Genomic DNA, 13,638 nt, shown 5'->3' with positions numbered 1-13,638 from the left:
ATGATTAGATTAATTAACCTGCGTGTAGCCGTTACGGTGAAAACAGGTTTGCAAGAGTTGTTGGAGAAAAAGTTTCCTCCATTACGTGGTCAAATTCAAGATATCCACGTGGTTCGTCGTGCCGTTGATGCACGGAAAAAACCAAATGTAGTTTTTGTATATACCTTATTTATAGAGGTTCATGACGAAACTACAGTGATGAAAAAACTCCAAAAGGATAAAAACTTTAGCGTGATTACGCCAGAGGCGCCAGAGCCAATTGTACAAGGGAATGTACCATTAGCGCATCGCCCTGTAGTTATGGGATTTGGCCCAGCAGGTATGTTGGCGGCATTTTACTTAGCCCGTGAAGGTTATGCACCAATCGTGTTGGAACGTGGTCAAGATGTAGATACAAGAACTGCGGATATTGAGGCATTCTGGAAAGAAGGCCAATTTAAACCGACCTCTAATGTTCAATTTGGTGAAGGTGGTGCAGGTACCTTTTCTGATGGAAAATTGACAACTCGTGTAACCCATCCAAGATTACATGAAATTGCAGAATATTTTGTGGAATTTGGGGCACCTCAAGAGATTTTGTATAAACATAAACCACATGTGGGAACTGATAAACTCCGAACTATGGTTAAAAATATGCGTGAGCGTATTATCGAATGGGGCGGTACTGTTCGGTTTGGTGCACAAGTAACGGATTTATTCATTGAGGCTGGCCATATTGTAGGTGTCGAGGTCAATGGTTCCGAACGAATTGATACGACAATAGTATTATCTGGCGTAGGCCATAGTGCACGAGATACTTATGAAATGCTCTATGAACGTCATGTGGCCATGGAGGCTAAACCCTTTGCTATTGGTGTACGTATAGAACATCCACAATCTATGATTGATGTGTCTCAATATGGTGTTATGCCAGAAGAACTTGGCCTTGGTGCGGCAGAATATTCTTTGGTGTATCATGATGGGGAAACCGGCCGGACATCCTATAGCTTCTGTATGTGTCCAGGGGGGCAAGTGGTAGCGAGTGCGTCTGAAAATGGTGGCGTTGTGACAAATGGCATGAGTTTGTATGCTCGTGATAGCGGTATTGCCAACAGTGCTCTCGTAGTCAATGTGTCACCAGATGATTTTGGTCAGCATCCTTTAGATGGGGTAGCCTTCCAACGAACTTGGGAACGCAAAGCCTATGAATTAGGTGGCGCTAACTATGCGGCGCCAGCTCAGACTATCGGTAGCTTCTTGGCACATAGTAAAGATGAGGAAACAGCGCAACGAGGGCGTGAATTATTAGCTGATGCTGGTGAAAGTTCCGCCAGTGTAGGAAATAGCCTTCACAGTTATGAACCAGCCATCGTGGATCGAGATTTACATGATTGTTTGCCAGATTTTGTAACGTCCGTATTGGAGCGAGCATTGCCGTACTGGGGACGACGTATTCATGGTTTTGATAATGCAGATATTTGTATGACCGGTGTAGAAACGAGAACATCTGCACCTCTACGGATGGGGCGAGATACCAACCGTGTTTCCCCTACAGTAGGAGGGTTTTATCCTATGGGTGAGGGCGCTGGCTATGCGGGTGGCATCATGAGCGCTGCTCTTGATGGTGCAGAAACGGCCATTATATGTATGGCGAAATACAAACCAGTCGGTAAATAGTGGTATATTTCAATCTGTAGGTAACTTATGGAAATAATATATAAATAATATATATAGTTAGATAATACATATAGTTGTATAATGTATATAGTTTGAACATAGATAGTTGACTAGTTAGATAATACATATAGTTGTATAATGTATATAGTTTGAACATAGATAGTTGACGTCGACCCAAGAGGGACGGCGTACTGGAGGATATTATGGCTCGATTATTTGGTACTGACGGTGTACGCGGTGTGGTCAATGAGTTTTTGACACCTGAATTGGCATACCACTTGGGACGTGCGGCGGCAACACATTTTAGTAAGGTGAAAGAACATCCAACGTTCTTGATCGGTAGAGATACTCGTATTTCTGGTTCCATGCTTGAAAGCTCTTTGGCATCAGGAATTTGCTCCGTAGGCGGCAATGTTGTGATGGCTGGCATTGTGCCTACACCAGCAGTGGCATATTTAGTGCGTCAACAAAGCTTTGATGCAGGTGTCGTCATTTCTGCATCGCATAACCCATTCCCAGATAATGGTATTAAATTCTTCGATGGTAATGGTTTCAAATTACCTGATGCAGTAGAGGATGAAATTGAACAATACGTACACCAAAGTGCAGATAATGAATTGCCTCGTCCTACTGGTGACGGTATTGGTACTATTGAGTACAATAGTAATTTAGCGCATCATTATGCACATTTTGTGCGCCATACTATCGATACATCCCTAGAAGGTTTGACTATCGTATATGACGGTGCCAATGGTGCAGCTTCTAGCGTAGGCCCTGAAATTCTATCTGGTCTTGGCGCTAAAGTGATTAACATCAATATCGCTCCAGATGGGGTAAATATTAATCATCATTGTGGATCCACACATTTAGAAGGCCTTCGTGTTGCAGTATTGCAACATAAAGCCGATTTTGGTATCGCTAACGATGGTGATGCGGATCGTTGCTTGCTCATCGATAATGAAGGGGAAACTCTTGATGGGGACCAAATCATGTTGCTTTGCGCCATGAAATTGAAAAACGAAGGCAAATTGAAAGATAATATGGTTGTTGGTACCGTAATGAGTAATATCGGCTTCCACAAAGCAGCTAAAGAATTAGGTATGCACACCTACAGCACTGCTGTAGGTGACCGTTACGTGCTTGAATACATGCGCGAACACGGATATTCCGTTGGTGGCGAACAATCTGGCCACGTTATTTTCTTGGATCATAACACTACCGGTGATGGCATGCTCACAGCTGTTCAAGTGGCTGCCTTGGTGAAAGAATCTGGCAAACCCTTGTCTGAACTAGCTAAAATTATGACTAAATACCCACAAGTTCTGGTGAACGTTCGCGTTGTCACAAAAACTGGTTGGGAAGATAACGATTTGATTAAAGCTGCTATCGTAACAGCAGAAGGTGAACTTGGTGACAGCGGCCGCGTTCTCGTCCGTGCTTCTGGTACGGAACCATTGATTCGCGTTATGGCTGAAGGGCCGGATCAAACAGAACTACAATCATTATGCCAAGAAATCGCTGACGTCATTGCTCATGAACAAGGGTTAGCGGAGTAGTTGCTGAAATCTGTTAGGCTCGTAAATACAATTTAATAGATAGTAAATGAAAAACACAATGTATTTCTTTTGTTCCGAACGCCTTCGGCGTAATTCACAAAGCGAAACACATTGTGTTCTTTTATTTATAAGCGTCAATACTGTTATGAGAGCCTAATAGATAGTATTTGGGGGAGAAAAACTTAAAGGCCAGATAGCCTTCTCTACAAGAGTAATTAGATTAATTTATGTTTAGTAATAGATAGTATGTAGTGGTGTTTTACTAATAATATACTAGGTAAATAAAAGGTGCAGTAGAAGGTACATTGGCGAAATAAAAAGCTCACAATTTACGATCAGGATTAAAAAAAACAAAATGAACAATTGGAAACTGATAAGCAAGAGCTAAAAAAACAAATTGATGAGCTACATGCATCCTATAGTGAACAAATAAAAGCGATAGAAGCTTTAAATAGTGAGAAACATCTCGATGATCAAATTCTCCAGAGTGAAGAAATTCGGCAAGTTTTTATGGACGGATTAAAGTCGGCGAAGACCGAAGTCTGTATAATTTCACCGTGGGTCAGTAAAAAGTTGGTGAAGGATACTTATAAGTCTTGCTTTGAAGAACTGGCTAAAAATAATGTGGTAACTAAAATAATTTATGGATATGGAGACCCAGCATCTACTAAGTATTTAGATAATAAAAGGAGGCTAGAAAATTCGAGAGAAGCTATTAAGGAAATAAAACGGATATATCAAAAACTTGGAAAGGATTATTTATTAAGAGTATTAGAATCAGATACGCATGACAAATTATTTATAAAAGATAATGAATGGTATCTTATTGGAAGTATGAATTTATTATCATCTGGGATTGACCACCAGAATGATAATAAAGAACTAGCGGAAAAACGACATAACTCTAAAACGGTAGATATATATAAAATTATGTTTTTCAAAGATGTATAGAAGCTAGATTGCCAAACTTATCTGGTTGGTTTGGAAAAGTGTGCTCCGGATGTGGTTCACTGTTTCCATATACCGTAGATGCTGTAGATTATAGTTCTTTACACCGTTAATGTAGAACCGTGCAACGAAAGATATTTTTGTTTTAGTGGCTAGTAGATGGGATTATAAATAGAAAGAGTGACGTGTTCTACGATTGTGACTTACGCCGAAGGAGTTCGGAACAAGAGTGGAATTCGTCGCTCTTTCTATTTAATTAGTATGTAAGGTGAACGGAACAAAAACATCTTTCGCCACACCATCTACCGATTACTTGTAAAGAACTGAAGCTACTTCATCAGCGTGTTTTTCAAAATAGTGAACCACATACGGGCACACCGGGGTGATTTTGATATTGTTAGCTTCACAATACTCAATCGCTGCTTTCACCAATTGTCCGCCCACACCTTGTCCGTTAAAGGCTTCTTCTACATAGGTGTGTTCAATGGTAATATGGTGGGCATCGTTTTTTACATATGTAATACGTCCTGCCAATACATTATCCTGTGTATATGCGTGAATCTCGCCAACATTAGCCTCGTCATGGACGGTGATGATTAAATCTAACATAATAAACCTCCTTGGATGTAGTGCATATAATTAACAAAATGAGAATTTATATCTATACCACTATCATATATATAATTCATTAAAATGTCACCTGAATTCTTGTTCAGCTAAGTGTCGAAATGATTCTTTCCAATCTCCATCGGATTAAATTAGTAAGATCTAAATTAAACAGTTGTGCTAAGCATCTATCCACAACGAAATGTCGAGGTCATTCTGGTGAAACTTCATAGGATTAAATGGACGAGAACAGAATTAGACAAAGAGACAGTGCAACTATCTAGCGCACACCTTTGAGACTTACGCCAAAGGCGTTCGGAGCACGAGTGGAATATGGTGGCCTTTTCATTTACAGAGCCTAGGACGAAGATAAAACAAAAATATCTACCTGGAGAAAACAATTGCATACTGTAGAGCGATTGGCTATAATAGAACACATATCTATAGAATCAGATATTAATTAGAATCAGATATTAATTATTTTTTGCTATGGGGGGGGAGCACTATGAAGTGGATTGATGAATATTTCGAGGAAATTATTCTGGTCCTACTATTAGCCGCGATGACATTGATCATGGGGGTGCAGGTAGTGGCAAGGTATGTATTTTCTAATTCTTTGAGTTGGTCTGAGGAACTCGTTCGTTTTATGTTTGTTTGGTCGGGGTTCTTGGGCATTCCGTATTGCATCAAACACCAAAGTTCTATTGCCGTAGAGCTTATTAAAATGAAGCTACCTGAAGGTGTTCAGACTATACTAGATTATGTTATTTTCGCTATTGAAACAGCCGTGGCTGCATTGATGCTTGGCTATGGTTATCAAGTGGTGGCGGCGACTTTCACCAGTGGACAGATAAGCCCGGCTCTAGGTGTACCAATGTACATCGTACAGGCATCTGTTATGATTAGTGCGTTTTTATCTCTTCTTCGCATCGCACAATGCGTCATGAATTACGAGAATGTAAAAGAGAAACGCAAACGCAATTTCGTGTTAGATGAGTTACACGGATTGGAGGATAAATAGATGTCACCAGTAGTATTAGGTATTACATTTTTCCTTCTTGTTTGTCTCGCTGTGCCAATTGGTACGGTGCTGGCGGGCATGAGTTTTATGCCACATCTTGTGGATAGTTGGTTTCCGACGGATGGGCCGTACCTCGTACGTGCCATGATTTCTGGCATTAACAGTTTCCCTATTCTTGCAGTGCCAATGTTTATGCTGTCTGGCAATATCATGGCCCAAGGCGGTATTTCTGAAAAGATGTTCAACTTCTTTTCTTATTTCATCGCTCCGTTGAAAGCAGGTCTACCGATTTCCGTGGTTGTGACTTGTCTATTCTATGGCGCCATTTCTGGTTCTGGTCCTGCTACGGCAGCGGCTGTAGGGGCAATGACGATTCCAGTGCTTACAAAGCTGGGCTATAATCGTGTGTTTGCGACCTCCTTGGTGGCCGTAGCCGGTGGGGTAGGCGTAGTCATTCCGCCATCCATTCCATTTATATTTTATGGACAGGCAGCTAACGTGTCAGTAGGCAAATTGTTTATCGGTGGCATTTTACCGGGCCTATTAATTGGTATTTGTTTGATGGTTTATGCGTATTACTATTGCTGGAAACATGGTGAGAACCGTGAAAAACTCAACGCCTACCATGAGGAATTAAAACAAGACGGTTTATGGAAATTGTTCCTTGATAGTTTTTGGGCTCTATTGTCTCCGATTATCATTTTGGGCACCATATACAGTGGTATCGCATCCCCTACAGAGGCGGCGGTTATCTCCGTATTCTATTCTTTGTTTGTAGCTATGTTCATTTACAAACGCGTATGGATTGGGGATATTTATGGCATTTTGAAAGCCAGCGTAAAGATGTATGCTAGCATTGCTTTCATCATCGCTGCCGCCATTGCATTCGCTCGGGTATTGACGTTTATGGAAGTTCCACAAACTATCGAGCAAGCCATTACGAGTGTCGTAGATAATCCAGTGGCCTTTATTTTACTAGTAAATGTAATTTTACTATTCGTTGGTATGGTTATGGATACAACACCAGCCATTCTCGTGTTGACGCCGATTCTATTGCCACTAGCAAAGAGTTTTGGCTTCGATCCAATCCACTTTGGTATTATCATGGTTGTAAATTTAGCCATTGGTTTCGTAACACCGCCATTAGGTGTTAACTTATTCGTATCTAGTGCTTTGACTAAAATTCCTGTGGAACGCATTATTAAATTTGCGATTCCATTTATTGGTGCTTTCATCGTAGCGTTATTAATTATTACATTTGTGCCAGACATTAGTTTGGCATTTTTGAAATAGGAGGAGTGAATATGAAAAAAATAGTATTACTCCTAATGATGGTATTGACGATGCTTGCAGTGGCCGGTTGTGGTCAATCTGACAAACAGACTCGCCAGGTCTATGATGTGTATTTGGCGGCTGATAATGGGCGTGACACAGTAACGTTCAAATATTTGAAATATTTCGGGCATGAATTAGAAAAACGTTCCAATGGTCGCATCCGTGCCCATTACTATTCTGATGCGCAGGTGGGCGGTGATATTGAGCTAATTGAAAGTATCCAAAATGGCAATGTAACCTTTGTGGCGCAAAACTCGGCACCAGAGGTGAATTTCGTGCCACAAGCGGCAGTGTTCGATATCCCAATGGCATTCCCAAATGAAAAGGTAGCTCGTAAGGTGATTGCTCAAGGTAGTCCGGTATTTGAAAAACTCAAAGGCTACTATGCAGAGAAAAACATCGCATTACTCGGCATTACTGACCAAGGGTTCCGTCAATTGACGAACAACAAACCTGTGGCTAGTATTGATGATTTGAAAGGTATGAAAATTCGTACCATGGAAAATCGCTACCACTTGGCATTTTGGCGTGGCGTGGGGGCAAACCCAACACCGATGACCTGGTCTGAGGTATACATGGGCCTACAACAAGGCGTGATTGATGGTGAAGAAAATCCTATCGAAACCATTGTAGCGGCGCGCATTTATGAACAACAAAAATACGTAACCACTACAAATCATATTTACCATACGGTAGTGTTGATTGGTTCCCCGAAAATTATCAATCAATTGCCACCAGATTTACAAAAACTGGTTGATGAAGTAGCAAAGGATGCTACGGTTTGGGCTGGTGATCAAACTGATAAACGTGCGGCAGGCCGTTCGAAAATTGTAACGGATTCTGGTACAGAAATCGTTTCGTTTAATCAAACGCTATTCGATCAAATGAAAGCCACTCGTAGCCCAGTTATCGATATGATTAAACAACGTATCGGTGCTGAATTGCCAGACTTACTCATTCAAGAAGTAGATAAGGCAACAGCAGAGGTACATTAATATTTATAAATTGGTGGAATTGTGATGCGGGAATACATAATGCTATAGTTATAAAAAAACAACTAAAAAAGTTAATATATAAGGACCAATCACTCTGAAAAATAGAGTTGATTAGTCCTTGTTTTTTTATATGAAGCTATGAGACAAGATGTGAATATAGTTAGAGAAGGACCGAATCCTATTGACATGGATTGAGGATTCGGTTTTTTGTTTTATTTACTTACAGAAAATGGGGGATGCTCTGTATGGGAAGTTGTCTCAGTCTTTACAGGATGCAGGCAATTCCTATATAATATAGGTTGGTATATATAGAGTTAATACACCCAGATCTGTCGGAACTTTCAGAAAGGATACCTAAATTCGTACATTCGAATAGCGCAGGTGCCAAACGGAGACAGCCGTTATGGCCGACGAGGCAGAGGGTTATCGAATCATCAGCGGATGCTCTCTCGGCACACTCATGTCGTAACAGATAAGGCAAAAACAGTTGGTAACAGCTGCGACAAAGATTATCTGAGTGAGTTTTATACATTAAGAACACTTACAGGAGGTCACATTTATGTGTGGTATCGTAGGATATATTGGCTTTAATCAAGCTGCAGATTTTTTATTGGATGGTATGGCGAAATTAGAATATCGTGGTTATGATTCCGCAGGTATCGCTGTTATCGGTGCCAATAATGTTATCAAAATTCAAAAAAAGGTTGGCCGTCTTGCTAATTTAGAGGCCATCGTTAAACAAGATCCAAACGAAGGCGTAGTAGGTATTGGTCATACTCGTTGGGCAACGCATGGTCGTCCATCCGATATGAACTCTCATCCTCATGCGGATGAAAATATGAAATTTGCTGTAGTTCACAATGGTATCATTGAAAACTATATGCCTTTGAAAGAAGAATTACTTCAAAAAGGTTACCATTTCAAATCTGAAACAGATACAGAAGTTATCGCTCACTTGTTAGCAGATATGTATGATGGTAATTTTGAAGGTACTGTTCGTCGTATGCTTGATCGCGTTGATGGTGCCTATGCATTGGAAATCATCTGTGCGGACGAACCAGATAAAATCATCTGTACTAAAAAAGAAAACCCATTAGTTATCGGTTTGGGCAAAGGCGAAAACTTTGTTGCCTCCGATATTCCAGCTATTATCAACTATACTCGTGATACATACATCTTGAGCGATGGCGAAATTGCCATCGTTACGAAAGATAGCGTATCCGTATCTGATCGTGCTGGTAACCCTATCAACAAAAAAGTATTCCATGTAATTTGGAATGCAGAGGCTGCTGAAAAGGGTGGTTATGAACACTTCATGTTGAAAGAAATTCATGACCAACCAAAAGCCGTTCGCGACACATTTGGTACGCATATCTCTGAGGATATGTCTCAAGCGTTGTTCAGTGAATTAAACTGGGAAGCATCTGACGTAGATAGTATCAAAAATATTTTAATCGTTGCTTGTGGTACAGCATACCATGCGGGCCTTGTGACAAAAAAATACATTGAAAGCCTAGCTCGCATTCCTGTTAATGTGGAAATCGCGTCCGAATACCGTTACAGCAATCCATTGACTGACAGCTCTACATTGTGCATCGTTATCAGCCAATCTGGTGAAACTAGTGATACATTGGCGGCTTTGAAAGAAGCAAAACGTCTTGGTGCTCGCTCCTTGGCGATTACAAACGTAGTAGGTTCTTCCATTTCTCGCGAAGCTGATCAAACAGTTTACACTTGGGCTGGTCCAGAAATCTCTGTAGCATCCACAAAAGCCTATACCACACAATTGGTAGCAGGTTTATTGTTCGCTGTATATCTTGGCCAATTAAATGGTAAACTTGATGCTGCGTTGGCAAAAGATATTTTGATAGGCATCCATGAATTACCAGAATTGATTCATACTATCTTTGAAGTAGACGAAGACATGAAAGCCTTCGCTAAGCATTATGGCTTCAAAACTGATGCGTTCTTCCTTGGACGTTCCATTGACTACGCGGTAGCTATGGAAGGTGCGTTGAAATTAAAAGAAATTTCCTACATCCATGCAGAAGCTTACGCTGGTGGCGAATTGAAACATGGTACATTAGCATTGATCGAAGAAGGCGTACCTGTGATTGCGTTAGCTACACAAGAAGATGTATTCGATAAAATGATCAGCAACATCCGCGAAGTAAAAGCTCGTGAAGCAGTTGTTATCGGTATCGGTATGAAAGGCGACGAAGAAATCGCGAAACATGTGGATCACACCATCTATATTCCTCGTGCTAATAAATTCATCGCTCCAATTTTAGCCGTGGTGCCATTACAATTGTTGGCATACTATGCAGCCATCACTCGTGGTGCTGATGTAGATAAACCAAGAAACTTGGCAAAATCCGTTACTGTAGAGTAATATGAGATTGTTCACTAGGTCATGCTTTCGCGGGGAAATACCCGTAAACAAGCACATAGATAAGCGAATACTAAATTTATAAGTTAAAAGATAGCCATAGAATACCTTCTATGGCTATCGATTATACTTTCACCAAATAGATAAGAGGAGGCCAGTACAATGGCAGTTATATTTTCAGGCATTCAACCAAGCGGTGAATTGACATTGGGCAATTATTTAGGGGCCTTGCGCAATTTCCTAGAATACCAAGATACTGATGAATGTTATTATTGTATCGTTAACCAACATGCGATTACTGTACCACAGGATCCAAAGGAATTATTCCAAAATACACGTAATTTAGCAGCCCTATATTTGGCAGTTGGTTTGGACCCTAAAAAAGTAACATTGTTCGTACAATCTGAAGTACCAGAGCATGTTAAATTGGGCTGGATTATGCAATCCATCAGCTATGTAGGTGAATTGGAACGCATGACACAATACAAAGATAAAGCACAAAAACGTGGTGAATCCGTACCAACAGCATTGTTGACATACCCGCCATTGATGGCTGCAGATATCTTGTTGTATGGCACAAACTACGTACCAGTAGGGAATGACCAAAAACAACACATGGAATTAACTCGTATATTGGCTGAACGTTTTAACCGTTTGTTTGGTGAAACATTTGTAGTGCCGGACATTAAAATCGGTGAAGGCGGCGCTCGCGTTATGAGTTTGCAAGAGCCAACGAAGAAAATGTCTAAATCTGATGAAAATCAAAATGCGACAATTCGCTTGTTAGACGCACCAGATGTGATTGTGAAAAAATTGAAACGTGCTCAAACTGACTCTGATAACTGTGTGCGTTACGATAAAGAAAACAAACCTGGCATTTCTAACTTGATGGGCATTTACCGTGCTATTACAAAAGATAGCTATGAAAAAATTGAGGAAATGTACAGTGGTAAAGGCTATGGCGCTTTCAAAGGCGATATTGCTGATTTATTGGTAGATACATTGAAACCAATTCAAGATCATTACAATGAATTGATTAACAGCCCTGAATTGCTCGATAGCATTCTCGATGAAGGTGCTGCAAAAGCGCATGCAAAAGCTAGCGAAATGTATCGCAAAGTAGAACTCGCTATGGGCCTTTGCCGCCGTTAATCATTTGATAACTAAACTATAATCCGTTGATTATTTTAGCGGGTGAGACTATAATAGGCCCCGACTTGGGGCCTATTTATTTAAGAATTCGTTTAGCCATGGATATCCTTAGAGGATGCCCCCATGGACGTATCAATAAAGGTGTACTATGACTAAACAAGAAGTATTTGAAAAATTTCCCTGTGGACAGGTGAAGGAAGAAATTGCTAATCACAAGGCTCTAAATTGGATTGGACGTATACTGGCAATTATCATCATGGTATTTGCAGTCTATCATTCGCGGGGAACAACGGAGCTATTCGCTAAATTTATTGACTATGCAGTGTTGGTTATCGTATTGTGGTGGACACATCACATTGCAGACCCAAAGGTGTTCATCTGTGAAAAAGGCCTTGTTATCTTGCGTGGTCCCATTGATTTACGGGAGCGATTCGATATACTCTTTCACGAGGAGGCATACTTTGTATTTCTTGCCTATGAGCAAATTATAGGTTTTACTGAAAGTTGGGAAGAAATACAAGCTGTCAGTAATAGCGGGGGGCTCTATATGATGCAAGTGGACTTGCAGTTTGTTGCCTATCCAGACAAGATGAAATTAATACAGGCGATATCTCAGTGAGGTAGCAATAAAAAAATCTCCACAAATTATCGTGGAGATTTTTTCTAATGTTTTGTGCTCTTTGTTATATCCGATAAAGTTTATTTTTGAATGATAGAACCATATACGTCTTTGTAGATTCCTTTTTCTTTATTATCTTCATTATTCACACGGATACGTTCTATTTTATGGCGGTCATTGTCTTTGCCAGAAATGCGGTCTACACGGAAATGTTCTAGGCGCAATTGACGGAACTCAGATTCGAACTCATTCATAGCACGATCCATGGTGTCATCTACAGGGGCACCGTTTTTGAGGGCTCTGTAGAATAATGCTGCAATTTCGTAACGAGTCATAGCTTGGTTACCTTTGAAAGTACCATCTGGATAGCCTTCGAGCATACCATTGCCCATGGACCCACCAATGCTGAACATAGTGTCTTCATTCGGACGGTAGAATGCACCTAATGCCATGGCATTGGCACTGTTATAGTTACCATAACCTGCAGCAAAGTTCCATTTTTCATCTGGATCAAAATCAAGCGGGTGGAGTGCGGATAATGCAGCGGCACCAGCACCTACTTTATTGATTTTGTTATCTAATCGATTGAGGGAACCGTAGAAGTTTGTGTTGATGTTATTTACTATATTACTTAAAGTATCGATTTCAGTGCCTAATGTATTAGCAACGGCATATAATTGGCTGCCATTGATGGCATCTGTAGACGTAGCACTTACAAGTCCAGCGGATACGTTTTGAATACGACGTGTGCCACTTTGACTACCTACGGAAACAACACCAGTATTAGTATCGCCACCAGCATAGCTGTAAGTACGAGAACCGATAGTGCTACTTGTGTAAGTTGTAGACAAACCCTCTGTAGTAGAACCTTGCGCTACATAAGCTGTGTTATCGCCAAGGAATACAGAGTTGTCTGCCGTAGCAGTCACATTGTTACCTACTACAAATGTATTATCTGTAGGAATACTATTGTCATTACCTAAGGAGTAGGACGCATTACCAGAAATTGTTGTTGGGTCACCGATAGCACCAGAGTTATTGCCTGTCACTATATTTCCGGTACCGATGGAAATGCTATTTGTACCAGAAGCTGTGGCACCAGTGCCAATACCAACATTCATATTTCCAGAGGCACCATCTAATGTAGAACTACCAAGCCCTACGTTGTTACCATAAACACTACCCATTGGATTGGAAGTAGTAGTTGTCATATTACGGCCAGAATAGAGGCCAATGAATGTGCTATCACCAGAATTGCTATTCATACCAGCGTTGTAACCAACAGATACCGTGTCTGAATAGGATGCATTTTTACCAGCCCAGTGGACAATATAATATGACTGGAATTTTATGGGGCAAAA

10 protein-coding genes and 1 pseudogene are annotated in these 13,638 nt (G+C 40.7%); 9 read left to right on the top strand and 2 right to left on the bottom strand.

Annotation, left to right across the window (positions count from 1 at the left end; genetic code table 11):
- From RVY80_RS01070 to RVY80_RS01060, 3 genes are all read left to right on the top strand, one after another.
- Positions 1-1,656, top strand: a complete 1,656-nt coding sequence (locus tag RVY80_RS01070) for an NAD(P)/FAD-dependent oxidoreductase (protein ID WP_295189003.1) — start codon at positions 1-3, stop codon at positions 1,654-1,656.
- A 203-nt stretch (positions 1,657-1,859) separates the two neighbouring features.
- Positions 1,860-3,212 carry a phosphoglucosamine mutase gene (gene glmM / locus RVY80_RS01065; protein ID WP_310746467.1) on the top strand — a complete coding sequence of 451 codons (1,353 nt, stop codon included), beginning with the start codon at positions 1,860-1,862 and terminating at the stop codon, positions 3,210-3,212.
- Between the two features lie 363 nt (positions 3,213-3,575).
- A complete protein-coding gene (locus RVY80_RS01060; RefSeq protein WP_310746468.1) occupies positions 3,576-4,163 on the top strand; it encodes a phospholipase D-like domain-containing protein in 588 nt (195 codons plus the stop codon).
- Between the two features lie 306 nt (positions 4,164-4,469).
- Here RVY80_RS01060 and RVY80_RS01055 read toward each other — a convergent pair whose 3' ends face one another.
- Complete coding sequence (locus RVY80_RS01055) at positions 4,470-4,769, bottom strand: GNAT family N-acetyltransferase (RefSeq protein ID WP_295192875.1); 300 nt, start codon at positions 4,767-4,769, stop codon at positions 4,470-4,472.
- A gap of 502 nt (positions 4,770-5,271) precedes the next feature.
- Here RVY80_RS01055 and RVY80_RS01050 point away from each other — a divergent pair.
- The 6 genes from RVY80_RS01050 to RVY80_RS01025 all read left to right on the top strand — a co-directional run bounded on the left by RVY80_RS01050 (position 5,272) and on the right by RVY80_RS01025 (position 12,277).
- Entirely contained in the window at positions 5,272-5,787 is a 516-nt protein-coding gene (locus RVY80_RS01050; protein WP_295188991.1) for a TRAP transporter small permease, read from the top strand.
- Positions 5,788-7,080: a TRAP transporter large permease gene (locus RVY80_RS01045; RefSeq protein WP_317329291.1), complete on the top strand. Its 1,293-nt coding sequence runs from the start codon at positions 5,788-5,790 to the stop codon at positions 7,078-7,080.
- 11 nt (positions 7,081-7,091) lie between these two features.
- Positions 7,092-8,117 (top strand): TRAP transporter substrate-binding protein, encoded by a 1,026-nt coding sequence (locus RVY80_RS01040; RefSeq protein WP_295188983.1) that lies wholly within the window; start codon positions 7,092-7,094, stop codon positions 8,115-8,117.
- Positions 8,118-8,676: 559 nt separating this feature from the next.
- Positions 8,677-10,509: a glutamine--fructose-6-phosphate transaminase (isomerizing) gene (gene glmS / locus RVY80_RS01035; RefSeq protein WP_295188980.1), complete on the top strand. Its 1,833-nt coding sequence runs from the start codon at positions 8,677-8,679 to the stop codon at positions 10,507-10,509.
- A 159-nt stretch (positions 10,510-10,668) separates the two neighbouring features.
- Positions 10,669-11,658 (top strand): tryptophan--tRNA ligase, encoded by a 990-nt coding sequence (gene trpS, locus RVY80_RS01030; protein WP_317329290.1) that lies wholly within the window; start codon positions 10,669-10,671, stop codon positions 11,656-11,658.
- Between the two features lie 148 nt (positions 11,659-11,806).
- Positions 11,807-12,277 carry a hypothetical protein gene (locus RVY80_RS01025; protein WP_295188975.1) on the top strand — a complete coding sequence of 157 codons (471 nt, stop codon included), beginning with the start codon at positions 11,807-11,809 and terminating at the stop codon, positions 12,275-12,277.
- Between the two features lie 80 nt (positions 12,278-12,357).
- Here RVY80_RS01025 and RVY80_RS01020 read toward each other — a convergent pair.
- Positions 12,358-13,017: pseudogene (locus RVY80_RS01020) on the bottom strand (YadA-like family protein); the annotation flags it as partial.
- Positions 13,018-13,638: the final 621 nt, after the last annotated feature.

The sequence above is a fragment of the Veillonella absiana genome (assembly GCF_032970865.1).
Taxonomy (GTDB): Bacteria; Bacillota; Negativicutes; order Veillonellales; family Veillonellaceae; genus Veillonella; species Veillonella absiana.
Note: the sequence above shows the minus strand (reverse complement) of the source record. Positions and strands in the feature narration are given on the sequence as shown.

Coding starts and splice junctions, on each gene's coding strand:
- RVY80_RS01070 (WP_295189003.1), top strand. CDS start 1: ATGATTAGATTAATTAACCTGCGTGTAGCCGTTACGGTGAAAACAGGT.
- glmM (WP_310746467.1), top strand. CDS start 1,860: ATGGCTCGATTATTTGGTACTGACGGTGTACGCGGTGTGGTCAATGAG.
- RVY80_RS01055 (WP_295192875.1), bottom strand. CDS start 4,769: ATGTTAGATTTAATCATCACCGTCCATGACGAGGCTAATGTTGGCGAG.
- RVY80_RS01050 (WP_295188991.1), top strand. CDS start 5,272: ATGAAGTGGATTGATGAATATTTCGAGGAAATTATTCTGGTCCTACTA.
- RVY80_RS01045 (WP_317329291.1), top strand. CDS start 5,788: ATGTCACCAGTAGTATTAGGTATTACATTTTTCCTTCTTGTTTGTCTC.
- RVY80_RS01040 (WP_295188983.1), top strand. CDS start 7,092: ATGAAAAAAATAGTATTACTCCTAATGATGGTATTGACGATGCTTGCA.
- glmS (WP_295188980.1), top strand. CDS start 8,677: ATGTGTGGTATCGTAGGATATATTGGCTTTAATCAAGCTGCAGATTTT.
- trpS (WP_317329290.1), top strand. CDS start 10,669: ATGGCAGTTATATTTTCAGGCATTCAACCAAGCGGTGAATTGACATTG.
- RVY80_RS01025 (WP_295188975.1), top strand. CDS start 11,807: ATGACTAAACAAGAAGTATTTGAAAAATTTCCCTGTGGACAGGTGAAG.